28 protein-coding genes are annotated in these 23,335 nt (G+C 37.9%); 11 read left to right on the top strand and 17 right to left on the bottom strand.

The genetic code is table 11. The features are described 5' to 3' along the window. Positions 1-90: 90 nt before the first annotated feature. From LAV82_RS15770 to LAV82_RS15755, 4 genes are all read right to left on the bottom strand, one after another. Positions 91-276, bottom strand: coding sequence for a DUF4083 family protein (locus LAV82_RS15770; RefSeq protein ID WP_013057499.1), 186 nt, complete (start codon positions 274-276; stop codon positions 91-93). A 92-nt stretch (positions 277-368) separates the two neighbouring features. After that, the gene (locus tag LAV82_RS15765; RefSeq protein WP_499716428.1) at positions 369-1,472 is read right to left on the bottom strand and encodes a CapA family protein; all 1,104 of its coding nucleotides are present in this window, start codon (positions 1,470-1,472) and stop codon (positions 369-371) included. 313 nt (positions 1,473-1,785) lie between these two features. Next, complete coding sequence (locus tag LAV82_RS15760; RefSeq protein WP_211079064.1) at positions 1,786-3,030, bottom strand: YeeE/YedE family protein; 1,245 nt, start codon at positions 3,028-3,030, stop codon at positions 1,786-1,788. 172 nt (positions 3,031-3,202) lie between these two features. Further along, positions 3,203-4,240: an EAL domain-containing protein gene (locus tag LAV82_RS15755; RefSeq protein WP_211079065.1), complete on the bottom strand. Its 1,038-nt coding sequence runs from the start codon at positions 4,238-4,240 to the stop codon at positions 3,203-3,205. A gap of 197 nt (positions 4,241-4,437) precedes the next feature. On the opposite strand from LAV82_RS15755, the gene LAV82_RS15750 reads away from it, so the two are divergent. Beyond that, positions 4,438-4,770: a hypothetical protein gene (locus tag LAV82_RS15750; RefSeq protein WP_013057503.1), complete on the top strand. Its 333-nt coding sequence runs from the start codon at positions 4,438-4,440 to the stop codon at positions 4,768-4,770. Positions 4,771-4,807: 37 nt separating this feature from the next. On the opposite strand, the gene LAV82_RS15745 is transcribed toward LAV82_RS15750, so the two are convergent. Then, a complete protein-coding gene (locus LAV82_RS15745) occupies positions 4,808-5,980 on the bottom strand; it encodes an iron-containing alcohol dehydrogenase (RefSeq protein WP_098278023.1) in 1,173 nt (390 codons plus the stop codon). Positions 5,981-6,064: 84 nt separating this feature from the next. Beyond that, the gene (locus tag LAV82_RS15740; protein ID WP_053487387.1) at positions 6,065-6,955 is read right to left on the bottom strand and encodes a LysR family transcriptional regulator; all 891 of its coding nucleotides are present in this window, start codon (positions 6,953-6,955) and stop codon (positions 6,065-6,067) included. A 220-nt stretch (positions 6,956-7,175) separates the two neighbouring features. On the opposite strand from LAV82_RS15740, the gene LAV82_RS15735 reads away from it, so the two are divergent. Further along, entirely contained in the window at positions 7,176-7,322 is a 147-nt protein-coding gene (locus LAV82_RS15735; RefSeq protein ID WP_499716426.1) for a hypothetical protein, read from the top strand. A gap of 167 nt (positions 7,323-7,489) precedes the next feature. Further along, complete coding sequence (locus LAV82_RS15730; protein ID WP_499716425.1) at positions 7,490-8,401, top strand: DMT family transporter; 912 nt, start codon at positions 7,490-7,492, stop codon at positions 8,399-8,401. Positions 8,402-8,510: 109 nt separating this feature from the next. Here LAV82_RS15730 and LAV82_RS15725 read toward each other — a convergent pair whose 3' ends face one another. The 3 genes from LAV82_RS15725 to LAV82_RS15715 are packed head-to-tail and all read right to left on the bottom strand — an operon-like array spanning position 8,511 to position 10,191. After that, the gene (locus tag LAV82_RS15725) at positions 8,511-8,813 is read right to left on the bottom strand and encodes a GNAT family N-acetyltransferase (protein WP_307872039.1); all 303 of its coding nucleotides are present in this window, start codon (positions 8,811-8,813) and stop codon (positions 8,511-8,513) included. Continuing rightward, on the bottom strand, positions 8,783-8,962 hold the full coding sequence (locus LAV82_RS15720) for a hypothetical protein (RefSeq protein WP_244856682.1): 180 nt from the start codon (positions 8,960-8,962) through the stop codon (positions 8,783-8,785). The genes LAV82_RS15725 and LAV82_RS15720 overlap by 31 nt, the downstream gene beginning before the upstream one ends. Further along, positions 8,959-10,191 (bottom strand): MFS transporter, encoded by a 1,233-nt coding sequence (locus LAV82_RS15715; protein WP_499716424.1) that lies wholly within the window; start codon positions 10,189-10,191, stop codon positions 8,959-8,961. Before LAV82_RS15715 ends, LAV82_RS15720 begins: the two co-directional genes overlap by 4 nt. Positions 10,192-10,320: 129 nt before the next feature. Between LAV82_RS15715 and LAV82_RS15710 the strand changes: the two genes are divergently transcribed. Both LAV82_RS15710 and LAV82_RS15705 read left to right on the top strand, forming a co-directional pair. Continuing rightward, a complete protein-coding gene (locus LAV82_RS15710) occupies positions 10,321-10,722 on the top strand; it encodes a hypothetical protein (protein WP_211079067.1) in 402 nt (133 codons plus the stop codon). 39 nt (positions 10,723-10,761) lie between these two features. Next, a complete protein-coding gene (locus LAV82_RS15705; protein WP_098278026.1) occupies positions 10,762-11,433 on the top strand; it encodes a toxoflavin lyase-like VOC family protein in 672 nt (223 codons plus the stop codon). A 78-nt stretch (positions 11,434-11,511) separates the two neighbouring features. On the opposite strand, the gene LAV82_RS15700 is transcribed toward LAV82_RS15705, so the two are convergent. Further along, positions 11,512-12,024 carry a P-loop NTPase family protein gene (locus LAV82_RS15700; protein ID WP_029322402.1) on the bottom strand — a complete coding sequence of 171 codons (513 nt, stop codon included), beginning with the start codon at positions 12,022-12,024 and terminating at the stop codon, positions 11,512-11,514. A gap of 263 nt (positions 12,025-12,287) precedes the next feature. Between LAV82_RS15700 and LAV82_RS15695 the strand changes: the two genes are divergently transcribed. Then, on the top strand, positions 12,288-12,518 hold the full coding sequence (locus tag LAV82_RS15695; RefSeq protein ID WP_029322404.1) for a hypothetical protein: 231 nt from the start codon (positions 12,288-12,290) through the stop codon (positions 12,516-12,518). Positions 12,519-12,562: 44 nt separating this feature from the next. Here the strand turns inward: LAV82_RS15695 and LAV82_RS15690 are convergent, their stop codons facing one another. The 3 genes from LAV82_RS15690 to LAV82_RS15680 form a co-directional block, all read right to left on the bottom strand. Beyond that, on the bottom strand, positions 12,563-12,922 hold the full coding sequence (locus LAV82_RS15690) for a hypothetical protein (protein WP_499716422.1): 360 nt from the start codon (positions 12,920-12,922) through the stop codon (positions 12,563-12,565). Positions 12,923-13,045: 123 nt separating this feature from the next. Continuing rightward, the gene (locus LAV82_RS15685) at positions 13,046-13,798 is read right to left on the bottom strand and encodes a zinc-dependent alcohol dehydrogenase (RefSeq protein ID WP_499716420.1); all 753 of its coding nucleotides are present in this window, start codon (positions 13,796-13,798) and stop codon (positions 13,046-13,048) included. A gap of 77 nt (positions 13,799-13,875) precedes the next feature. Further along, positions 13,876-14,418, bottom strand: a complete 543-nt coding sequence (locus LAV82_RS15680) for a GntR family transcriptional regulator (protein ID WP_499716419.1) — start codon at positions 14,416-14,418, stop codon at positions 13,876-13,878. An 85-nt stretch (positions 14,419-14,503) separates the two neighbouring features. Here LAV82_RS15680 and LAV82_RS15675 point away from each other — a divergent pair, with 85 nt between their 5' ends. Further along, the gene (locus LAV82_RS15675) at positions 14,504-14,962 is read left to right on the top strand and encodes a hypothetical protein (RefSeq protein ID WP_013083643.1); all 459 of its coding nucleotides are present in this window, start codon (positions 14,504-14,506) and stop codon (positions 14,960-14,962) included. A 30-nt stretch (positions 14,963-14,992) separates the two neighbouring features. Here LAV82_RS15675 and LAV82_RS15670 read toward each other — a convergent pair whose 3' ends face one another. Beyond that, the gene (locus tag LAV82_RS15670; RefSeq protein ID WP_098322366.1) at positions 14,993-15,874 is read right to left on the bottom strand and encodes a M23 family metallopeptidase; all 882 of its coding nucleotides are present in this window, start codon (positions 15,872-15,874) and stop codon (positions 14,993-14,995) included. A gap of 259 nt (positions 15,875-16,133) precedes the next feature. Here LAV82_RS15670 and LAV82_RS15665 point away from each other — a divergent pair, with 259 nt between their 5' ends. Next, a complete protein-coding gene (locus LAV82_RS15665) occupies positions 16,134-16,670 on the top strand; it encodes a histidine phosphatase family protein (protein WP_013057520.1) in 537 nt (178 codons plus the stop codon). A gap of 61 nt (positions 16,671-16,731) precedes the next feature. Here LAV82_RS15665 and LAV82_RS15660 read toward each other — a convergent pair whose 3' ends face one another. Continuing rightward, complete coding sequence (locus tag LAV82_RS15660) at positions 16,732-18,765, bottom strand: Na+/H+ antiporter (protein ID WP_211079069.1); 2,034 nt, start codon at positions 18,763-18,765, stop codon at positions 16,732-16,734. 269 nt (positions 18,766-19,034) lie between these two features. Here LAV82_RS15660 and LAV82_RS15655 point away from each other — a divergent pair, with 269 nt between their 5' ends. After that, positions 19,035-20,348, top strand: coding sequence for a hemolysin family protein (locus LAV82_RS15655; RefSeq protein WP_116071564.1), 1,314 nt, complete (start codon positions 19,035-19,037; stop codon positions 20,346-20,348). On the opposite strand, the gene LAV82_RS15650 is transcribed toward LAV82_RS15655, so the two are convergent. Beyond that, on the bottom strand, positions 20,349-20,795 hold the full coding sequence (locus LAV82_RS15650) for a DUF4385 domain-containing protein (protein WP_013057523.1): 447 nt from the start codon (positions 20,793-20,795) through the stop codon (positions 20,349-20,351). It abuts the gene before it with no gap. 104 nt (positions 20,796-20,899) lie between these two features. On the opposite strand from LAV82_RS15650, the gene LAV82_RS15645 reads away from it, so the two are divergent. Continuing rightward, positions 20,900-22,288, top strand: coding sequence for a DUF2254 domain-containing protein (locus LAV82_RS15645; protein WP_499716417.1), 1,389 nt, complete (start codon positions 20,900-20,902; stop codon positions 22,286-22,288). A 39-nt stretch (positions 22,289-22,327) separates the two neighbouring features. Here LAV82_RS15645 and LAV82_RS15640 read toward each other — a convergent pair whose 3' ends face one another. After that, positions 22,328-22,723 (bottom strand): P-loop NTPase family protein, encoded by a 396-nt coding sequence (locus LAV82_RS15640; protein WP_013057525.1) that lies wholly within the window; start codon positions 22,721-22,723, stop codon positions 22,328-22,330. Between the two features lie 254 nt (positions 22,724-22,977). On the opposite strand from LAV82_RS15640, the gene LAV82_RS15635 reads away from it, so the two are divergent. Next, positions 22,978-23,274: a hypothetical protein gene (locus tag LAV82_RS15635; protein ID WP_013057526.1), complete on the top strand. Its 297-nt coding sequence runs from the start codon at positions 22,978-22,980 to the stop codon at positions 23,272-23,274. Positions 23,275-23,335 lie beyond the last annotated feature (61 nt).

Below are 23,335 nucleotides of genomic sequence, written 5' to 3'. Positions count from 1 at the left end.
CCCTATATGAATGATGTATACATATCTTACTGCTTTTTTATAAAATGTCAAGTGCAGAAGCACTGATGGATTGACAGTGCTTCTGTATAGTCAAGACTCTTTGTTTTTCAGCATATCATCTAACTTTTGCTCCATGCGCTGAAGCCTTTTTTCATTTGCCCCCTGCTTTTGAATCAACCTTTTTAAGCCTATAATAAATGCAATTATTACTCCTGCTATTCCTATCAGGATAAGCAGCATAAGAATTTGAAAAATAATATCACCTATATTAACCATAATTCCACCTTTAATCTATTTTTTTACACTATATCATTTTTTTGGTTATTTTTGCTTTATTTTATAAAAAAAAGCTCTCAATGCTGAGAGCTTCATTTACTATCTTCATCGTAAACCGTCCATTTTTCCTGTTTGATTTGATTGGAGACATCAATCAGTTTATTTTTCACTCGGTCCTTTTCCGCTCCTGTTAAAGGCGTAGGTCGGTAGTCGTTTCGCGCCATTGTGGAAGAAATACGGAATGGAATGACGTTGATGTCTTTATTAGTCGTTAGCTTTCCATCTTTAATCGTAAACGTCTGCTGAAATACAAATGTATCTTTATCACTTGGATTTTTGTTTCCGCCAAACATAAAGTTTCCTAAGCTATAGACAATAAATTTATTTTTGTACTCTTCAATTCCTTGAACAACGTGAGGATGATGACCTAAAATCAAGTCTGCTCCGTTATCAATTGTATATTTCGCCAATGCTTGCTGCGCTGTATCAGGAACATAGTGTCGTTCAGATCCCCAGTGAAAATGCACAATGATAATTTTAGCGCCTTTTTCTTTTAAAGACTTAATTCCGTCTTTAATCTGACTTCTTATTTCTTTGGTGTCATCCCAGCCCGGATATCCAAGCAATCCTACTTTGACTCCTTTTACCGTTGTGATGTATGTATCTTCATAGCCAAAATAGCCTATTCCGCTTTTCTTTAAGTTCTCTCTTGTATCATCATATCCTTGCTGTAAATAATCACGTGTATGATTATTAGCTAAGTTAACGGTTTCAATACTTCCTTGTTTTAAAATATTCACAAAAGAAGGGTCACCTTTAAAACGAAATGTTTTACTTGCTTTTTCGGTCGCATTTGTCAGCGTCGTTTCTAAGTTAACCGTTGTTAAATCATCTCGTTCAAAAATCGACTTTACATTTTGCGTAAAATACGGAAGGCCATTTCTTGCCGCTACGTCATTAAAAGTAGAATCATAGCTGAAGCTTTCATCATTTCCTAAAGTAAAATCTCCCGCTGCGCTAATTTTAATGGTTGTATTAATGCCCTCTTTTTTTTCTTTTTTTGTCGCTTCTTTAGATTTTACAGCTTCTTCTTTTTCCTGTGGTTCAGAAGATGTTTGTTCTCCTGCTCCTCCGCATGCTCCCAGTAAAAAACACAAACTTCCATAAATAACAGCTTTTTTTAAATACTTGTTCATGTAACGTTAAAACCCCTTTTTACGTTTTAATAACTGTGTTTGGACATGGTGTTTAATGTACATTTCGCCAAATACATACAATCTTCCTGTTATATCGGCAAAATAAGTGAAAATTTCATAAAAAAAGGAAGTTTTTATATTCTTTTTGGGTTAGAACAAGAGATTTTAGCTAAGAGAAAAGTAGCGCAAACGCTGCGGAGAAAACTGATGAGCTGTACTAAACTTCAAGTGATTCACAAAATAGCACAGCGATTCCAAACATCACCTAAAATAAAAACCTCCTTTGCTCATGCAAAGAAGGTTTTATCTACACTTAACAAATCGAATCATTAGATTTAGGGTTTTTGAGTCCAAATAACGGTCGGATAAATAGTGCTACGCCTGTGCCAAGCATCGCCATAACCATCCATACCCATCCGTGAAGACTAAATGAGGCAATGCCGCCAAAGTAAGCGCCGATGTTACAGCCAAAAGCAAGACGCGCACCATACCCCATTAAAAGGCCGCCAACAACAGCTGCTCCTGCGACGCCGGGCTTAATTTTCCCTGGTTTGAACGTTCCTTGCGCCGTCGCTGAAATGAAAGCTCCTAGGATGATCCCAAAGTTTAACACGCTAGTAGAGTCCACTAATACACTTTGCGTTAGCGCTTCTCCATTTGCACCTTGGAAAAATCCCCAGCTTGATACATCTATTCCAGCTGCCATCATCGCTTTTCCGCCCCATAAAGCAAAGGCAGAAGTAATGCCCCAAGGATTTCCTCTTACAGCCAGCGTCAATGCATTTAATACAGCCAGCACAATCGCCGCAGTAAATAGAGGCCAAGAGCCGCGAATGATCTTTTTCCACCCTTTTGTCGTAGGAAGCTGCTTCATCATAGGCGGATTTTTCTTTTTCGCAATTTGAATCGTAATCCAGTAAATCGCTGCGAACGCGATAAGCTGTACAATCCAAGCACCAAAATAACCAAGGCCTGTCGATTCAGCTAATGAAATAGGGGGAAGCGAAGGTTGTTTTTGCCAAAATGGCAAATGATACGCCCCGAACATAGAACCTACAATAAAGGATAAAAGCGTTAAAATCATGGAAGAAGAGCCGCCGCCTAACGAATACAGCGTTCCTGAGGCACATCCATTTCCTAACTGCATGCCAATTCCAAACATAAACGAACCAACTATCACGCTGACTCCTACAGGTGAAACATATCCTTTTGGCGTTACGCCTGTAAAGCTAAAGCCTGTACTTAAAATGATAGCAAACAGCGTTGAAGCAATCGCTAGCATAAGCATATGCGCCTGTAAACCTTGAACATTTCCGACAGATACCAGTCGGCGAAATGCTGATGTAAAGCCAAAGCGTGCGTACAGAAGCGTCATCCCTAACGCTAGGCCAATAATAAATAGCACACCTTGCATCCAGTTAGTCGTGAGCACAATCGCAAGAAGCAAAATAACTGCTGCTATAACCCCTCCTGCAAATAATGGCTTTTGCATAGGGCTTAATTCTGTTACAACAGTAGTTGACTTCGATTTATATGATGAGTGCAACGTTTGTGCCAAATCATCCACTCCTTTTCTGATAGAAATACTAAGAATTAATATTTATCATCTTATAGCACTTCCCTTTCTCTGTAAACTATTTAGCAAAATGAAAGTGAATTGTTTATTTTTTGAGTATTCTTACTTTCATTCATACAAAAAGCAGAAGTTGCTCTTCTTCTGCTTTTTGTTACTAAACGTAAATAGAATGAATCTCTTTTAACGGTTCAGGATGAGGCTTTGCAAAATAATACCCTTGAAACAAATCATAGCCCATCTCTATCAGGCATTTTAAATCTTCTTCTGTTTCTACCCCTTCTGCAAGAGCCTTCGCCCCCATTCTATGGGTGATAGTTAACATCTCTTGGGCCACTTTTTTCTGTTTCTCATTCTTACTGACTCCGTTTGTGAATTCAAATGCCAATTTCACGATGTCAGGCTCCACTTCTAAAAGCCGATTCAGCGTGTTATAACCAACTCCTACGTCATCTAAAGCATATTTAAATCCGTGGGAGCGATAATAATTTAAAATGTTTTTCAAATGCTCAATATCTTGAACATCCTCCGTTTCAATCACTTCAAATACAATTTGCTCGGGCTTTATATTCAATTCTTGGATTAACGTAAATGTAGATGCTAAGCAATGCTCAGGATTATATATTGCTGTAGGAATAAAGTTAATAAAAATCAGCTGACGATCAATAATACTAGCATTTTTTACAGCTTCTAAGCGGCAGGCTCGGTCAAGAGCGAAGGTTTTATTTCTTATTTGAGCAGCTTCAAACATTTTAAAAGGCGGTATAATACTTCCGTCTTCTTCTAATCCTCTTGATAAAATTTCGTGGCCAACGATATGCACGCGTTTGTGATCAATCGATACAATCGGCTGATAATATGAGCAAATTCGCTTGTCTTCAATGAGCTCATCAATCCACAAGGCATCTTTCATTTTTTGAAAAACGGTGAGTGGCTCCATACGCCGCAGGTTTTCAAACGGGCTCCGCTGCTTGGCTTCTACAGCCCACACGTGCCGAGGGTCTAAATGCTGATGAACATAATCCGTAAAACCCCAAAAGATCTGTTCCTTCATCCAGAACATATCTTCTCCAAGAGTCTTCCATTGATTTTGAGAAATATCTTTAAAGTATTTTTCCAACTTCTTTACATCGTTTGATTTCTGAAAAGAAACCGTATATCCTGTCCTAATTGGCAGACACGCGTCGCACCCCATAGTTCATCTTCTCCCTCATTTATCATCAGTTTGTTGTATGTACACATAGATAGTTCTAGGAACTATACCATTTTTAAGAAATTTACAAACCCTATTTTCCCTTTAAAATAGAACGTACTAAAAAGTTTTGGTAAAATGGTAGACGGCTTTTATTATCTAGATCATAGAAGAACTTGATATAAGGAAGTGAACAATTCATGAGCAAAAACCCTTTTACTAAGTGGTTTGTATTTTCTTTAACATTCTTTGCCCTGAGTACTGGCGCAATGTATTATATGCTGTACATATCGTACTGGACGTATTCTATTAAGCTGTTTTTAATCGCGGTGCCGCTCTTTACCTTATTATCGGTTGCTTTTGGTTCGTTGGTAATCGTACATGAGCGCAAAAGAAAACGTGTATTTCAGCTACAAAATGAAGGAGGCAGTCCTAAAAGTACGTTTATTCAAGGATTTTCCGAAATAACGGTAGGAGCAGGGTGCATCGTGCTGTGCTTTTTTCTTTTTCTTTATTTTCTAATGGATTATTGAGTACATATAAAAAAGACGAGCAGGCAGCTCGTCTTTTTTATTTGGATCTTTCTAGAATATCTCGAACGCTTGCATAATCAAGCTCTTTATAAGTTCCAACACCTGGTTTTACAAAGGTCTTTTCAACAATCGCATCAAATTCAGAATCATCAATATCATAGTCACGCAAGCTGTTCGGGGCTCCTAAGTCATTCCAGAAAGTGCGAAGCGCTTTTGCTCCTTCCATTGCTGTTTCTTCATCGCTTTTTCCCGCTGGATCAATGCCAAATACATTTACAGCCAATTGTTTTACACGAGAAGGATCTTCTTTTAAGACGTGCTCCAGCCAGTTAGGGAACAAGATAGCAAGACCGCCTCCGTGGGGAATATCATATACGGCCGACAGAGCATGTTCGATACGGTGAGTAGCCCAGTCTCCCCCGTCCGTTCCGTTTGCTAAGCTTCCGTTAAACGCCGTCGTGCTGATATACATCATCGTTTCACGATACTTATAAGAAGTCAGGTCTTCAAGAAGCTTAGGACCTTCTTGTACAGCCGTTCTTAGTAAAGATTCAATAAAGCCGTCGATCATCGGCGTATTTTCCGTGCGATGAAAATAGTGTTCAAGCGCATGCGACATACTGTCAACAATTCCATAGACGGTTTGATCGCGCGGCACTGAAAATGTGTACGCCGGATCTAAGATAGAAAAGACGGGAAATACGTGAGAAGACGTCCATCCGAGCTTTTCTTTTGTTTCCCAATTTGTTATAACAGAAGTTGAATTCATTTCAGATCCTGTTGCTGCAAGTGTTAATACCGTTCCAAAAGGAAGAGCATCTGTAATCTCTTTTTTACGTGTAATTAAATCCCATGTATTTCCTTCATACACGGCTCCAGCTGCAATAGCTTTTGTACAATCGATTACACTTCCTCCCCCAACGGCTAAGAGAAAATCAATGTTTTCTTTTTTACATATGTCCACGCCTTTAGCTACCGTAGTCAAACGAGGATTAGGTTCTACACCAGACAGCTCGTGAACAACCGCGTTAATAGACTGAAGTTCAGCTTTCACTTCGTCGTATACCCCATTTCGTTTGATACTTCCTCCTCCATATACTAACAGAACGTTTACTTGTTTATGATAAGAAGCAAGCTCTTGGGATAGCTTCGTAATTTGATTTTTTCCAAAGTATAATTTTGTAGGATTGTGCTGCAAAAATATATTCATGTTCTACACCTCTAGTTTCATGTTTTATAAAAAGTGTAGCACGAAAACAACTTCATCATTATTGAAGATTCTCTATATCTATTATCAATATTTTTGATAACCTTCTTGAACAAGTGAAATAAATTGTTGAATGGGTGCCGTCAGCCACTTTTTCTTTTTGAATATGAGCTGTGAATAAAGATAAAACTCTTCGTGGTCAAACGGGATTTTAATCAATTTTCCGCTTTCCATCTCTTGTTTTACCGCTATTTCCGGTACAAGAGCAATACCTAAATTATCCGCTACGCACTGTTTAATCGCTTCAAGACTGCTAAACGAGATGACCGATTGCATATGAATACCGCTGCTGCGCATCATCTCTTCTAAAAGCGTGCGATAAGGGCAGCCGCTCTCAGTTAAAATAATGGTCTCTCCCTCAAACTCTTCCATTAGAACGCTGGTTCTTTTACTAAAAGAATGAGAAGACGAAGCAATCATAACCATGTTTTCTTTTCGAATAGGAATCACTTCTAAACTTGAAGATGTTTGAAGACGATCAAGCAAAACGGCTACATCATACTTTCCGTCAATAATTCCTTGTGTTAAATTTGGACATAAACCCGCTTCTAGCATAATCTTTAGAGAAGGGTGCTGCTTTTTTAATTCACGAATATACGGTGTAATAAAATAGGCGGCCAGCGACTCCACGGTTCCTATTGAAACGGTTCCTCTAGCATCTTCGTTCGTAGTAAGGCGCTCTTTTGCTTCATTTAATAACTCGGTTACTTGATTCACATAATAAAGCAATTCTTCACCAGGCTGAGTCAGCTTCATTTTTTGTCCAGTTCGTTCAAATAGTTTTTGACCGTAATGATCCTCTAATTTTTTTATATGAGTGGTAACGCTTGACTGAGCATACCCTAACTCCTCGCCCGTTCGTGTATAGCTCCCCCACTTCGCTACTTCTTTGAATGTATATAAATAGTTAATATCCATATGCTGCTCCTTATGTACTGCTGTTTTGTTTCGTTATCCATATGCTAAAGCTGTTCTAGTAATTAGAACTTATACGCAAATAGAATCACAGTACAGTATAAGCGAACTCGTTTTGCCAAGCAATTTTATCAACCTTAAAAATTCTTTTTATATTAGGCAATTACGCCGTTTTTTGTTCATAGAATGAAAAACAAACCTATGAAAAGAAAGGGTGTATCTCGTGACAGCCTACAAAGAAGTATTATATAAAGGAAAACGCTTTGTACTGATTCACGTATATGATTCAGGATACTGTGAAATCCGACGGATTGATCATGCTTTTAAAGTCGAACTTGTGCGATTAGATGAGATAGAACAATGTGGATAACAGTCATGAACGCAGCTAATGCAGCTGCTTTTTTGTTTGTATTAAAAACAAGTGGATGAGATAAAAATAGCTAAATTGGCTGGCCTTTTACATAATTTCTTCCTGTATACTTTGTAACTAAGGATATTCGCACTTATTTAGTTTCTATACTTATTCGAGGTGATTACATGAAAAAAGGCTGGCTGGAATGGATATTATTATCCGTTGCGTTAATTTGGGGAGCCAATTATACAATCGGAAAATTTGGAGTTGCTCATATGTCTTCCATTCAATTTAGCGCACTGCGTTTTATAATGGTTGCTCCTATTCTTTTACTTATTACAGGAATAATAGAGCGAGGTATTCGTATCGAAAAAAAAGACTGGGGACGTTTAATAGCGGTCAGCATAGTAGGCGTTACGCTCTATCAAACGCTGTTTATGGTATCTGTTAAGTATACAACAGCTACAAATGCTTCTTTACTTATTTCGATGTCTCCTATTTTCACAGGAATCTTAGCTATATTATATAAGCATGAAGCTTTTTCGTTAAAAACACAGCTAGGCTCTGTGCTTGCTTTTTTCGGGGCTGCGTTTGTACTGCTGTTTGGTCACTCTAGTCATGCACTGTCGCAGCATGCATGGTTCGGAAACATCATGGGGATTGTGGCAGCCATTGCTTGGGGCTGGTACCCGATTTTAGCAAAACCTTTAGTCGTAAAATATTCTGCTTTGCGCGTGACTGCGTGGTCTGCTTTAATCGGAGCTATTCCGCTTACTGTCTACTGTCTTTTCACCTATCAAACACTTATCTGGCCAACAGATGTAGACAGCTGGAGCTCTCTGGCATACTCTGTTTTGTTCGTGACGGTGTACGGACTGGTGATGTGGTATGTAGGAATTGGAAAAATTGGCTCTACAAAAGTAATGGTTTACATGTATGTTATTCCTTTGTTCGCCGTTGTTTTTGCTGCTGTAGCTATTGGAGAGACCATCAATGCCATGCAGCTGCTTGGAGGACTTATTATTTTTAGCGGTTTGTATATTGTTAAAAAAAGCCCTGCTGCTAAAACAGCTCTTAAACTTAAAAAAGCAAACTAAAAAGAGTAACGGGTTCGACTGATGCATGCTAATAACGCTCAGATTTTTTCTGAGCGTTATTGGTATACTATTTTAATGCCCTAATTGAATTAAACATCCAATAGTTTGATTAATGAACATTTTTCAGTTTATATTCATGAGTGATTTTATGCTGATTGTATACGCGTTTAAAACCGTTTCGTTCATAAAATAACTTCGCTTCGTCCGTATCTGTATAGAGAACGAGGCTGTCGTAAGAATTCTCCGCATAGTGAATGACTTCTTTTAAAAGTCGCTTGCTTATACCCTTTCTGCGAAATTGAGCTGAAACATAAAACCTCCTTACTCTTCCCGCGTTAGCATACTGGCTGTAAGAATTTTGATTAAGGCCGGCTACGCCAATTAATTTGTTTTGTTCACCGTAAACTCCCACAATCTTTCGCCTGTTTTGTTAAATACGTTTTGCCTGTTTTTATACTCCGCTACTAGTTTTGTAAGAAAGAAAAAGCCTTCCTCCTGGCTTTCCGTTAGCAGCTCTTTTATATCACGCTTCGCAAGGTACGTTAGCTTGATGATCTTCATATATTACCTCTCCGTTCAGCAGGTGATTTTGTTTCGATAGAATGCTTGTTATACATTAATGCTGCCATGCCTGTTAGAGCTGTCATCAGCAAAATGAAGCTTGAAAATAGATATACAAACCTTACCCCAAACAGATCGGCTACTGTCCCGACAAATGCGATGGAAAGTATAAACACAGCCTGGACAAGAGTTGATTTTGCCGCTATTACTTTAGGAAGCATCCCATTGCTGCAGGTATTTTGATAAATGGTTTCCTGAGCTACGTCTCGAAGCTGATAGGCAGGACCCATCATTATCAAAAGTACTAAAGCTAGATACGGGTTTGTTACTAGACCGTAAAAACCGGTTAAAACAGCATAACCGAGTGAGCCTAAGAACATAGAAAGCAAAAGCCTTCCTTTTACCCTAGAAGACATTCGGTACACAATAATTCCTCCGACTATGCTTCCGAAATAATACGCACCGTTTATATATCCCCACCATGCTTCTCCTTTTCCAAGCACTTCTTTTACAAAAGAAAGAGTAATAGCTCCAATCCAAATGGTTCCAAAAAGCGACTCGATGATGTCCATTATAACGAGGGCTCTGATGCGTTTATTTATCCATAAAAAGCGCCATCCTTCCATTAGTTTTGCCGTTCTTCGCTTTTGTATTTGTTTGTATATGTAGGCTTCTTTTATAAACAGTAAGCAAACAAATGAGAGCGATAGAAGACCTGCCGTTATAAATAGAGACTGAGTGGATCCCGTTAAGGACAAAACGAAACCACCAAGCGACCACCCTGCAAACAGAAAAGTTTGATCAATTGTTGAAAGCAAGCTATTCGCCTGCATTCTTTGACTATCATTTACTAAGCTGCGTACAACTGACGTTTTAAAAATGGAAAAAAAGCCGTTAAAAAAAGAAATGATTCCAACAATGATAAAACCCATCGTTAGTACTGTGACTGTAAATTCTTGTGTAAGCAGCACATACAATCCAACAAGCATCCCTATCTGCATCACTTGAACAGACCGCATAATGTGAATGGATCTATACGTATCGGCTAGTAAAGGTACGCTAAGGCCGCTAAGGAGCCGTGCAAGTAAGCTCGTCATCGTAATCATCGACGCAAGAGCTGTTGAACCGGTGTTTTCCTTTATATAGGAAGTGACGGCCATTGTATAAAGAACAAAACCTACATTTGCGGTTACTTGACTTGCTGCTAAAAGATAAAAACGCTGAGTCAATTCTTTTCTCCTTTCTGTTAGACGTAACATGCAAAAAGATAATTTATTTTTGTTAATTTTTCCCTTTTAAACTATAACACTATTTGACGAAATCCAAAACTATCTATAATTTAGTAGATGGAGGTTTTTATGTTTAAATATAGTTTTCTTATTGTTCTTATCGCTTTTTTACTTATTAACTTTAACGGTCAGGAAAATCAAATTGTAGGAGGCAAAATAAAAAAGGAACGAAGTGAGGTTTTCTTTGGAGAATACGACAGCTTTACGGGCCGCTACTCCCGGAGCATTAAACTCAAAAAAGGCGTAGCCTACGCTTTTACGCTATCTAAAAACACCAAAAGCGGAGACCTGTCCCTGTACGTAGAAGATCCAAAACAGACACGATTTTTTGAAATGACTAATAACTCTCTTTATTTAACACCTGAAAAAACGAGAAGATATCGTATTAATTTTGTAGGCTCCGAGCATAAAGGCTCTTTTCAGCTTCGCTGGAAAAGCAGTAATCAAAAAGAGAGCGAAAGATTTATGTAATACCATTTTAGACAACGCTTAAACGAGGAGGAATGGTTTATGATTATTAATCAAGCTGTCCTGTACACCCACTTATTGGACACAATGAAGGATTTTTATGTAAATTCTCTCGATTTTCCATTAACCGCCGCTTCACCGCGTTCTTTTTCCATCAAGGTTGGTGAAAGTGAGCTAACCTTTAAAGAAAGTTCTCTACATACGAAGCCCTTTTACCATTTTGCTTTTAATATTCCAGCAAACCGCTTTATGGAAGCAAAGCAATGGGCTACTCAGATAGTCTTCCTCAATACAGAAGAGAAGAAAGATGAGATTTATTTTGAAGCATTTGATGCTCATTCCTTTTATTTTGAAGACCCTGCTCATAATATTGTTGAATACATTTCAAGACATTCGGACTGCCCGTCATCCAAGGACCCCTTTTCTTCTAAGTCGATTTTAAGCATAGGAGAAATCAACTTGACAACTCCTCATGTCCACTCTGTAGGGACACAGCTTATTAACTCCGGTATCACCGTGCGCAACAACAGGCTATTAAACGAGACCTTTAATTTTTTAGGAAGCGGCAGTGCGTTTTTTCTTGTAGGTACGCCTAAAAGGCGGTGGTTTTTTTCGAACCGAGACTCTGAAGTTCATCCATTAATGGCAAAGGTCAATCATTCTCTAACGGTTGCGCTCGACGAAAAAGGAATGTTGAAGATTACGCAAGAATGATTGTTTTTTTAATAAAGCCACGTAACAAGCGAACTTGTTACGTGGCTATTTTTGTTCAAAATTCACCTCATACTCCCCCTATAGGTTTTGTATATAGTTCTCGATGTCCTTTCTGTTCATCAGCATAAAAACCTTGCAATCCTCATCATTTTTAAGCTTTTTAAACCGGTTTCTCATCTTTTTTTGCCGCTCTCGATACGTAGTAAGAATAAACGTAAAAAATGACCAATCTACTTTTTCAGGACATCCTTTTGCCATATCTTCACGCGTTTTTCTTGCATATACGATTCTCCGCTTTATTACTCGGTACACACAAACGATTAGCGGCAGCTCTAAATAAATAATGGTATCTGCACGCTTCACTCGCAGGTCATACGAATTGCTGTAGTTTCCGTCGATAATCCAGCTGTCTTTTTTTACAATGTGCTCCTGCAATTCTCTAAAGCTATCATTGTCTCTTTCCGTCCAGCCAGGCTGCCAATACAGACTGTCTAAATGATATACTTCTAGATCAAGCTTTTCCCCTAATTTCTTGGCAAATGTAGACTTTCCTACTCCTGGAGAAACGCCCATTACCAGTACTCTTTTCATCTCATCACCTTACCTTTTTAAGAAATAAAGCTGATTGAAGAGAAGGCAGCTGTTTATAGCTGGCTCGGTGCACTCAGTGTACTCGGAGCGGGCAGCTTTATAAAACGGTTGCATGTTAGGATTTTTATTCCCATGATTTTCAGACAACCTATAAATATTCATTATAAATTCCTATATTCCTTCTTGCTTTGTAGTAAATAGGTTGCTTTTATGAATCGTTTCCTTTACCTTAAATGTGAGTATATAAAAGTAAGGTGAAAAAAATGAATGCATCTATGCTAAAGAGATTTTTACGAAACCTCGGTATTTTTATTTATATTGTCATTGCAGCTATTAATATTTACTTAACGAGAAATGATTTGGGCGATATGCTTACCCGCCTTTTGCTGCTGACTATTTTACTTCCTTTGTTTTTTAGTTTTGTGTATGCGTTAGGAAAATCACATTTTAAAAGACAAGAAGAGCTCGCTGAACAAGAGAAGAAAAAAGAGTAATAAAAGCCTTTTATCGAGGGGGATTTCCCTTGATAAAAGGCTTTTTACTTTTTTTCATATAACTGAACATTAACTACATTAGGATTAACGTGATACTGTTTGGCAAGTAGATTTACCATCTGCTGAATTTCTCTTTTCTTATGGGAAGAAAGGTGTTCGCGGGGCAGAAGAACCAGAACTTGAGCTTCCGCATAGTTGTTCAGCACCCTAACTTCTTGAAAGCCATGCTGCGTCAAAAAAGCTTTTAACGCTTTTTCAAAGTCTGTGCTTTCTTTTTGAACAACTATAGAAGGCTGATCGTAAGAAAATAGCGAAACTTCTTTCTCTTCAGGCTTTGTATACACCGTCCAAGCAGTTATAAGCACTGTGACAGCAATACCCACATTTAACATCCACCTTTTCATACCAAGAACGCTCCTTTTAATTAAGTTTGTTCATGATATGAAAAAATTCGTTCATTCATGCGTTATCTTCCTAGCCAGCCTCCGTCTACAGCAAGTAAGTGCCCATGAATATAAGCAGATGCATCAAATACGGCTTGTTTCAACCATTTGTTTTGCTGTAATTTGGTTTCCAACTACTTCAAATACAACGTCTGCACCGACGTCATTCGTAAGCAAACTCACTTCTTTTACGACGTCTTTTTTCATTGCATCAATTGGTATAAAGCTAAGTTCTTTCGCTTTAGTTAAGCGGTAAGAACTAATATCTGAGATCATTACTTTTTTTGCTCCTGCTCGTTTCGCAATCATCCCGATCAGCAGTCCAATAGGTCCTGCTCCTAAAATGACAGCTTGGTCCCCTACTTTCAACCGCGAGCGTCGTACTGTATGTACGGCAACCGCTACAGGTTCTGCAAGAGCAGCATGCGCGCTAGACAGTTTCTCTGGCAAGAGGTGAAGACGGCTCACTGGAACAGCTGCGTACTGCGCGAACCCTCCATCTTGATCAATCCCAATTAATTTTAACTTCTTACAAACGTGAAACTGCCCTCTTACACAGGCTTCGCAAGTTCCGCAGCTAAGCGTAGGCTCAACTGCTACGCGGTCACCTAAAGAAAATTCCTTTTCCCCTTGGATCTCCTCTATAACTCCGCTGAATTCATGTCCCATAATAAGTGGCGCTTGTGCTCTAGGATGTTTTCCAAAATAAATCATCATATCGGTTCCGCAAATTCCAGCATGAGATACCTTTACAAGCACTTCTCCTTCTTTTATGACCGGTTTCGCTTTTTGCTGCATAACGGCTTTTGTTTCTGAAACGTAGACACCTGCTTTCATTTCTCCATCCCCTTTGTATACTTGTCGACAACTTAAAGATAAAAGCTCCAAAATCATTTGGAGCTTTTATCTCTTTTTTATGCTTCATTCAAAAGTGAAGCTGTTATCGTATTTCGCGTGTCTTCAAAGTGACGCTTCACTTCATCTTGAATACGTTCTATATTTTGAGACTTTAATGCCTTAATCATTTCATGATGCTGTTCAATCAGCGGCATCACGGCTTTTTTGTAATCTCGAAATCTTTTTTCAGTAGTAATTAAAAGAGCCGCTAAAATGATTTCACGAATGCTTTCCCACAATTTTAATATCCGCTTGTGATCTGCTTCGATAATCACGAGCTCATGAAACCGCAAATCTTGATAAGCAAATTCTACATAGTCATCGTATTTAGCTGCCATGTTCATTTGATCAATGCTTTGCTCCAGCTTCTTAATAAGCGAATCATGGCTGGCTTCAGATAAACGTTCTAAGACAAAATGTTCTAAAAGCAAACGAACATCGTACAGCTCGTTTAAATCTCTAGCTGTTAAACCAATAACAACTGCTCCCATTCGCTGTAAATCAATGAGTCCTTCGTTTGAAAGAGTCCGCAGCGCTTCTCTTATAGGAGATCGACTCATTGTAAACGTTTTCTTTACAAAATGTATATTTTTACAATTCTTTCTTACACTAAGAACTACTGATAAATAAAAGGTGGGAAGATGAATGAATCAAATTATATTATGGGGGATTCTTGTTATTCCATGGTTTTTACTGCTACTGCTTGATAAACAGCGTGTTAAACGATTTTTTACTGTAGGGTTATTTGCTGCATTAATGATGACAATCGCCTATCAAGTAGCGGAAAAAATGCACTGGTGGACGGTTCAAGAAAACGTATTTTTTCTTACTAGCATGGGAGCAACGATTTATTGCCTTCATATTGTGATTACTATCTTTGTCTTTTACCTTACATATCCCGGGTTTATCTTGTACATAATTGTTAACATTATTTTGGATTTGATTCATGGTTATGTTATTGTTCCTTTTCTCGCTAAAATTGGGCTTTATAATCTGTATGATATCAGTCATTTTGGGCTTTTCCTTGTCATGACTACCGTAGCCATTATCCTTTACTTGTTTCAACGGCTGCTTGACTTTATATTTGAGGAAAGCCTTGCATAAAAAGCCACAGCAAACGCTATGGCTTTTTAATCAATAGAAAAATGGAATAACCGTATCTCCGCGAATCGGTTCAACAGCCGTATGAAACTGAATTCGCAAACTTTTTGAAGTTTCGATATCAGAAGCATCCATGACGTGAAAATGAATGTGTGGCTCTGACGAATTCCCGGAATTTCCACACCTTCCGAGCAGCGTTCCTTTACGAACCACGTCTCCATTTTTCACAGAAACCGACCCTTTTTTCAAATGTGCAATCACACTGTATTCTTTTCCTTCATGCTCAATGATAACGTGATTTCCAAAAGGACTTTTTTTATTCGTGTGCCCAATTTCATTATCTTCTTGTCCATCAACTGCTGAAACGACGACTCCTTTTAGCGGAGCTACAACTTTTTTTCCATAGGCATAGTAATCTTCGTTTTTCATTCCATCATTTTTATAGCTTTGCTTTCCTTTTCGCACGACTAAATCATACGCATACCTTTCGTTTTCGACTGGATGGTGATAGTTCAACACCTCATGCTTTCCTCCCCAATAGACAAACCATTCACTTTGAATCGGCATCGTATATTTGTTTGTACTCCATCGATCTCTCTCTGAAAATGATTCTATAGGAGCAATCACAAGTGCTTGTATAATGTTATGTTCATCAAACATAACGCTGATGGCTTTTGTCTGCGTGGAATTTAACCAAATAAACTGCTCAATGTGAGGAGTTAAATAGAGATTTGTTTCTAGTCTGTAGAACTGTTCTCCTTGATTAAACAATTTGCTCTGCTCCAAAAATTGCTGAAGCGAAACTTGACGTTTAAATTCTTCGCTTACACAATCATAAAGCTCCTTAAAATCCCCTTGTGCAAATAAAGTTCCAAACTCTTCTCTGATGTTCACTTTTCTCTCTGTATCCATCATTGTAATCCACCCTTTTATATGTATTTCAATTTGTTTGAATTATCTATAAGTAATACGTTTTAAGTTGTAAAAAGGTTTCATTTTCCAATTATTTTATGTAAACTCTTTTTTACTATATTTACAATTTTCTCAATCCATTTTATACTGTTTTTACAAATATTTGAAAGGAGGTGCAGCATGATGAAAATAACGTTCAGTAAGAAAATCAAGCTGCGCCGAGTATATGTTTTTGGCGCTTAGCTTTTAAGGAGATCATACAATGAAAGTAGCATTAGTACGTCATTACAAAGTAAACAAAGGGCTTCCAGAAAACCACCGCTTATCCACCAATGAACTAGTGGCTTGGTTTCAGGAATATGATGAATCAGATATTACGTATGGAGAGACTGATTTGAATAATATCGAATGGAAACGCTGTTTTTCAAGCGATATGCCGCGAGCACACAAAACGGCAAAGCATATTTATAAACAAGAGATCACTCTTCTTCCGGAACTTAGAGAAATACCTATGCCTATTATTCCATTAAAATTTAAACTTCCTTTTATCCTCTGGGCCTTACTGTTTCGCATATCCGGACTTATCAACAAACAAGCTCGTAAAGATATGGCCGAGACTAAGAGAAAAGTAGCAGCAGTGCTAGATCGCGCTATTTCCGAGTCAGAAGACGATTTGCTGATTGTCAGCCACGGAGGCATTATGAAGTTTATGCGTAAAGAACTTATAAAACGCGGCTTTAAAGGACCTCGGTTTGATATTGCTGTTAATGGAAAGCTTTATCTTTTTGAAAAGCAATAGAATGAAGCTTACTAGAAAAACATTCCTAAAAAAAGTCGCAGAGATCAGTCCCTGCGACTTTTTAATAACCATTTTCTTCAATTGTTAATGCTTCACGCAAAGCGATATCTTTTCGGATATTATGAGCGATTTCACGCGTAATTTCTCCTTTTTCATAAAGCTCTTGCACCGTTTCCCGCTCAGTATGAAACGCTTTATAACATAAATCTCTCGTTGCTTTTTTACGTTTGCGTGAATTGTACTCCGTACTCTCTTTTCTAAGTCTTGCCATGGATCTATGGTATTCACTAATAATAGCAAGTGAAATCATTCGATTTTCTTCGTTCATATTTTCTTTAATGACCTTTATCGCTTCTTCAATCATTTGAATACGTACTTTGTTTACTTTGCTTCTTCTTCGCAAGCTTTGTTTTCTTAACGCCTGCTTATTCGGTGAAAAAATTCGGACTAGTAATAATAAAACTTTTTTAAACCTCATCCAGCTCACCAATAATTTGTACCTTACACGATTGGTTACAGCCATTTCAAGCTTGTGTGTATGTTCCAAACAAATATACGCTGTCTCACGGTCTATTTTTTCCTCTTTTAATAGCTTTTCCACCAATTTCCCCTTGGCCTGAAGAGCCAGCAATCGAATTTCTTCTTCATACTGTTTGTTTTCAGAGGCTTCTAAAGGATGAGTTTTAACGATGATGTTATTAATCGTTGTATTATACGTTGAAATTAACGAAAGGGCTGCTCCACGATTTTCCTCGTTCATTTCTCTTTTTAACCGTTGAATAGCAGCTTTGTGCACTTTAATGCGTGCTTTAACCTCTTTTGTATTGCGCTCAGGCTTCTTCGGCGCCTTTTCTGTTTTCGCAATAACAGGTAAAAGAATACTTGCCGCAACTAAGGTTAACAATATAACACCTGCTGCTAGAAAAATAATCAGAGAGCGTTCCGGAAAATCACTGCCGTTATCAAGCGTATATGGAATCGAAAACGCTCCGGCTAACGTAACAGCTCCTCGTACACCTGAAACCGTAATAATGCCAATAGACCGAGGCTCAGGTTTTAGATGCTTGTTATTTTTGTAATACCAGCCTACTGACCATGACACCATCACCCAAATAAATCGTAGTACAAGCAAAAAGACAGTAATAATCAAAATATAAAAAAGCACTTGTCCATTATTAAAGTTTGGATCTTGAATAATTGCTTTCGCCACTTTAGGTATTTGCAGACCAAGCAGTACAAACACCAAGCCATTTAACAAATATAAAATAACCGTCCAAGTACTTTTTGATACTACTTTAAGCTGCTGGTTAGGTGATTCCTCTCGGTCGCGCTCAATCGCATGCACAATGCCGCCTGCTACAACTGCCAAGATTCCTGATAAATGAAAATGTTCAGCAATGTAGAAGATAACAAATGGAGTTAGAATTTGTATTAACATATGAATCGTAATATCTTCCATTCCTAAACGTCGAACAAGTACACGCAGTCTGATAATCAAAAAAGCGATAAATGTTCCTACAAACAAACCGCCCAGCGCTACCCAAAGGAACTGAAATGTAGCATCTACTATCGAAAAGACGCCCGTTACGGTAGCAGCTACTGCTACTTGAAACGCTACAAGACCAGAGGCATCATTCATCAGCCCTTCGCCTTCAAGCAAATGCATAATTCGCTTAGGCAGCTTCACTCGGCTCGCCATAGCTCCAACAGCCACTACATCTGTTGGGGACAAAATAGCGGCTAGTGCAAATGCCGCCGGTAACGGAATGGAAGGGATGAGCCAATTGATTAGATATCCCCCTACTGCCACGGTTACAAAAACCAGTCCCAGCGCTAGTAATAAAATAGGTGTACGAAGCTTCCAAAGAGCAGCTCTTGACACGTTTTTCCCATCATTAAATAATAGCGGGGCAATAAATAAAATAAAAAATAACTCAGGCTCTAAATGTACATCTCCGCCAAATGGCAAGATAGCAAGCCCTGCTCCCAAAGCTATTTGAACTAATGGAACAGGAATAAATGGTACAAAATGATTAATGATATTAGATAGACCAATCAAAGCCAATAAGACTAATATCGTCAGAAAAAATTCCATAAAAACAATCGACTCCTACTTCTATTTACATCCTTTTAAAGGTATCACGTTATCTCTTTTCATTCATTTTACAGTGTTTAGTTTACGCTTTTTCTGCCAAAAAATGTTGCGGGTTATTAAAAAGTGCTCTTTCTTTTCGGTAAGTTTATTTCTACGGACATTAAGGGAACAGTATACATGATATTCTTTATTTACCATATAAATCAGCTCAGCAAACTTTTATAAGGGAGGTGTTCCCTTATCCGTTTCAACGGGGTAAGGAGATAAATTTGGAAACAGTAAATGTCATTTTATTCATCGTATTAATCATATTAACAGCCTTTTTTGTTGCAACGGAATTTGCCGTCATTAGGGTACGGTCGACTAGAATCGACCAGTTAATTGAAGAAGGAAACCGGAACGCTTTAGCAGCAAAAAAAGTAGTATCAAATTTGGATGGTTATCTTTCAGCAACGCAGCTGGGCATTACGGTTACCGCACTGGGTCTAGGCTGGATAGGTGAACCTACGGTAGGTCATTTATTAGAGCCGCTTATTGACATGCTTCCTTTTGCTACATCACTTTCGCATGTCATATCTTTTGTTCTTGCTTTTTCGATTGTCACATTTTTAAATGTGGTAGCTGGGGAACTTGCGCCCAAAACAGTGGCGATTCAAAAAGCCGAACAAGTGACGCTGTTATTTTCCCGTCCTCTTATTCTTTTTTCTAAGTTACTTTATCCGTTTATTTGGCTTTTAAACCACTCAGCAAGAGGCGTTGTCGGATTATTCGGCCTGAAGCCAGCTTCTGAAAATGAAGTAGCTCATAGTGAAGAAGAGCTTAGAATTATTTTATCTGAAAGCTATGAGAGCGGTGAAATTAATCAATCGGAATTTAAGTTCATGAATAATATTTTTGAATTTGATAATCGTACGGCTAAAGAAATCATGGTGCCTCGTACGGAAATTGTTAGCGTATCAGCAGATGAAACGATAGAAGAATTCTTAAAAATGGCTAGAGTAGAGCAATATACTCGCTATCCAGTAGTTGTAGATGGAAACAAAGATCAAGTGGTGGGATTAGTTAATATTAAAGAAATATTAGCGGATTACATAAAAGAAGATGATATTAAACCACGTACCGTGCAAACGTATATGAAACCCATCATTCAAGTCATTGATTCCATCGCCATTTACGACTTATTGCTTAAAATTCAAAAAGACAGAATTCACATGGCCATCTTAATAGACGAGTACGGAGGAACAACAGGGCTTGTAACGGTAGAAGACATTTTAGAAGAAATTGTTGGTGAAATTCGTGATGAATTTGATGATGATGAAATACCGGACGTACACAAAATTAATGAAAATCACTACGTACTTGATGCGAAGGTGTTGATTGAAGAAGTAAATGACTTACTCGGAACAAATATTGAACAAGAAGACGTTGATACCATTGGCGGCTGGATGCTGACCGAAAAGTTTGATCTTGCTAAAGGTGACAGCATCACAAACGAAAGTTTTTCATTTAAAGTCATTGATATTGAACATCACCATATTAAACGAATCGAAATAACAAAGGAAAAAAGTACGGATAACAGCTGATTATCCGTACTTTTTTTGATGCTCTTTTTTAAATGTCAAGTACTCTTTATTCTCTCGTACCTCCTTCCATTTTTTCATAAAAATAGCCGCCGATTCTGCTTTTTGTTCATCAATTTGCCGTTCATTACGCTCTCCGTCTTTGCTGTATTTCTTTCCGCCTTTGTAGTTCGCGTAGCGCCTAGATCGCGTGTATCCCATTTGGAGAAATTTCCGGGCCATGTCCATTCCAACAAAATCGCTTTTTTCTTTGTAGGTTAAAAAAAGCTGATAAATGGCGTCCGCGGATTCCTCAGCAATTTCAGGTGTTCGAAAACGCCAATGAGGAAGAATTTCACTTTTGTATGGCTCAACAAGGAGAACTCCTTGTTCTCCTTTTCCTACTCTATACTTTTCAGGATGTTTTCTAAAATCGATATGCTCAAAGTCAAGTGAATAATCAAATGCCACGGCTCTCCCCTCCTTTTTGCTCTCTACCCCTTACAAATGAATGATAAAACTTTTCTTAAAAAAGTTTTTCACATGCAGATGCGGGTAATAATAGGTGGATAAGTATGACTAACTTTTTTCTCCATGCTAAAAGAAGACCGAACTTATTAAATCATGATACGGGAGATTTCGTTATGTCAATAAAGCTACAGCAAAACCGAATAAAAGCTAATTTTTGGATCACTCCTTCTTTATATGGAATTGTTGCTTTTGTTTTAGCCACTATTAGTACATTTTTAGATCGATATTTAACAGCTCATAAACAATGGTTAAAATTAGTTCCTTCCGTGTTTCTAACGGATAAAGAGCTTGCTCATACTATTTTGAGTTCAGTATCAAATTCCTTATTAACGATGACGACGATTACCTTTTCTTCTGTTTTAGTGGTACTGACTACGTTTGTAGGTCAGTTTTCTCCTAGAACGATTCAAAATTTTAATACAGATGCCAAAACTCAGCGCGTGCTTGGCACTTTTATCGGTGGATACGTATACGTGCTTGTAATGCTCATTCAAGTTCGCAGCAACCAAGTCCGTAATACCTTTATTGTTCCTTCATTAGCCATCGTGGTAGCATTCATTTGCTTAGGGATGTTTGTGTTTTTGATTCACCACGTCATCAACTGGATTAAAGTCGGAAATTTAATTTCAAACATTGCAAAAAAAACGATGATCACTATTGAAGAGAGACGGCTAGAACAACAAAAGACCCCTGAATCAAAGAATGAAATACATCTTGATTTTGGGAGTAAAAAAACGATTCAAATTAAAAGTATCAAACAAGGATATATTCAATATATCGAACTAAAGCATTTAACAACACTAGCATCCAAACTAAATGTCATTGTTAAACTCGAAAAAGCACCCGGTGAGTATGTAGAAGCAGACATGCCGCTGTTAACTGTGATCAATCATAACCAAACGTTAGAACATGAAAAATTTCTTCATTGCTTGTTTATTACAAATGATCAAGAATCGATTCAAGAAGTAAAATTAGGTATTCAAAAGCTAAGTGAAATTGCATTAAGAGCTATTTCACCAGCTATTAATGATCCTGAAACAGCTATTAACTGCATTGAACAGCTCACGCAAGTGTTTATCAAACTCGGAAAAAGCTATTCTTCTTCTCCTTATTATTGCGATGAAGCAGGACGCATTCGAGTGATGCTAGAAAAACCTTCTTTTATGGATTATTTGTACAAAGCGTTCTATCAAATTCGCCATTATGGAAAAGAAGATGTTTCCGTGATGTCTGCTGTCATTAAGGCATTAACCGTAATCGCTGAAACAAATCGCTCTGCCAGCAAAAACGACGTCTGGGTTTTTTCTTCCTATATCGTAGAAGGGCTGCAAAAAGAAGAATGGCTTAAAATGGACAAAGAGTTTCTTAATCAGCTGCTCAAAAACCTTGCAAAAGCTTGTGAAAAAAAAGGCGCTTCTATGTTGATAGAATAAAAACCAAAAAACGCCCCTCATCAACTGAGCGGCGTTTTCTTACGATATAAAGTGCTCTATCTCTTCTCTCTTTTTCACTATTATAAGTTTATCGTTATATGACGTACGAAGGGTATGCAAAATTTCAGGTTTACTTTGCTTTTCGAAATCCGCATTCCACTGAAACATTTTAATGAAAATAGAAAACGTCGGTGCATAATTTGCTTTTTCTATTTTAGCTTTTTGCAGAACATACCTTTTTATAATAAACCCTATTCTTTTTAGATAATGGATGTCGAGAAAAATAATAAGGTCAGCTTCATTAAAACTTTCATTCACCCACGTATAGTGTACGCCTTCTATAATCCATTCTTTTGAAGCTGCAATATGATGTAAACACTTTTTTCTATCCGCTTCACTTCTTCTTTTATCTCCTTCATATGTTCGTTCCCACATAATATTATCAAGTTCGTAGTGAGGAACTTTTAATTCATGGGATAATAAACGGGCAAGAGTTGCTTTTCCACTTCCAACAGACCCAACGATATGTATTTTTTTACATGAAGCGCTTTGAATACTTCATCTCCTCCTACTTCAAACCTGTTTTTTTACACATATTGTATAATTCACGTTCTTTTTCTCTAATGCAAACTAGAGCGTTTTATGCTAGTATTTTATGGTACTTGACTGACAAAAGGAGTGAAATCGCAGTGCCTAAAACCCTTTTTGGAAAACTTACGCTGTTTTGGATTGGACTATTTTTATTGATTACAGGTCTATTTTTTTATTATAAATATACAAACCAAGCGTTTACCGCTGCAGATTTATTCTTTCGCGTCTCTCCTCCTTTAGCTGCTATTGGCTTCCTTTTAAGCGCAGCCGGACTATATGAAGAACGAGGAAAAAACAAGCTAATTCCTCTCGTTGTACTCAGCATTAGTTTTGTCATGCTTTGCCAAGCAGGCTATCATTTTATACATATGCATACTCCACCGCCGCGTCCCTGATTTTGTCTCATTCTCATTTATAAAAAAGCTCTTCGTTTAGTATATTAAACGAAAAGCTTTA

This window comes from Bacillus sp. ILBB4 (assembly GCF_035064545.1).
Taxonomy (GTDB): Bacteria; Bacillota; Bacilli; order Bacillales; family Bacillaceae_H; genus Priestia.
The sequence above is the reverse complement of the archived record's forward strand: the minus strand, read 5'-3'. Positions and strand labels throughout refer to the sequence as shown.

Coding starts and splice junctions, on each gene's coding strand:
- LAV82_RS15695 (WP_029322404.1), top strand. CDS start 12,288: ATGAATGCATCTATGCTAAAGAGATTTTTACGAAACCTCGGTATTTTT.
- LAV82_RS15750 (WP_013057503.1), top strand. CDS start 4,438: ATGAGCAAAAACCCTTTTACTAAGTGGTTTGTATTTTCTTTAACATTC.
- LAV82_RS15730 (WP_499716425.1), top strand. CDS start 7,490: ATGAAAAAAGGCTGGCTGGAATGGATATTATTATCCGTTGCGTTAATT.
- LAV82_RS15765 (WP_499716428.1), bottom strand. CDS start 1,472: ATGAACAAGTATTTAAAAAAAGCTGTTATTTATGGAAGTTTGTGTTTT.
- LAV82_RS15700 (WP_029322402.1), bottom strand. CDS start 12,024: ATGAAAAGAGTACTGGTAATGGGCGTTTCTCCAGGAGTAGGAAAGTCT.
- LAV82_RS15645 (WP_499716417.1), top strand. CDS start 20,900: ATGACTAACTTTTTTCTCCATGCTAAAAGAAGACCGAACTTATTAAAT.
- LAV82_RS15680 (WP_499716419.1), bottom strand. CDS start 14,418: ATGAGTCGATCTCCTATAAGAGAAGCGCTGCGGACTCTTTCAAACGAA.
- LAV82_RS15675 (WP_013083643.1), top strand. CDS start 14,504: ATGAATCAAATTATATTATGGGGGATTCTTGTTATTCCATGGTTTTTA.
- LAV82_RS15690 (WP_499716422.1), bottom strand. CDS start 12,922: ATGAAAAGGTGGATGTTAAATGTGGGTATTGCTGTCACAGTGCTTATA.
- LAV82_RS15710 (WP_211079067.1), top strand. CDS start 10,321: ATGTTTAAATATAGTTTTCTTATTGTTCTTATCGCTTTTTTACTTATT.
- LAV82_RS15665 (WP_013057520.1), top strand. CDS start 16,134: ATGAAAGTAGCATTAGTACGTCATTACAAAGTAAACAAAGGGCTTCCA.
- LAV82_RS15685 (WP_499716420.1), bottom strand. CDS start 13,798: ATGAAAGCAGGTGTCTACGTTTCAGAAACAAAAGCCGTTATGCAGCAA.
- LAV82_RS15770 (WP_013057499.1), bottom strand. CDS start 276: ATGGTTAATATAGGTGATATTATTTTTCAAATTCTTATGCTGCTTATC.
- LAV82_RS15705 (WP_098278026.1), top strand. CDS start 10,762: ATGATTATTAATCAAGCTGTCCTGTACACCCACTTATTGGACACAATG.
- LAV82_RS15755 (WP_211079065.1), bottom strand. CDS start 4,240: ATGGGGTGCGACGCGTGTCTGCCAATTAGGACAGGATATACGGTTTCT.
- LAV82_RS15660 (WP_211079069.1), bottom strand. CDS start 18,765: ATGGAATTTTTTCTGACGATATTAGTCTTATTGGCTTTGATTGGTCTA.
- LAV82_RS15745 (WP_098278023.1), bottom strand. CDS start 5,980: ATGAATATATTTTTGCAGCACAATCCTACAAAATTATACTTTGGAAAA.
- LAV82_RS15740 (WP_053487387.1), bottom strand. CDS start 6,955: ATGGATATTAACTATTTATATACATTCAAAGAAGTAGCGAAGTGGGGG.
- LAV82_RS15670 (WP_098322366.1), bottom strand. CDS start 15,874: ATGATGGATACAGAGAGAAAAGTGAACATCAGAGAAGAGTTTGGAACT.
- LAV82_RS15720 (WP_244856682.1), bottom strand. CDS start 8,962: ATGAAGATCATCAAGCTAACGTACCTTGCGAAGCGTGATATAAAAGAG.
- LAV82_RS15640 (WP_013057525.1), bottom strand. CDS start 22,723: ATGTGGGAACGAACATATGAAGGAGATAAAAGAAGAAGTGAAGCGGAT.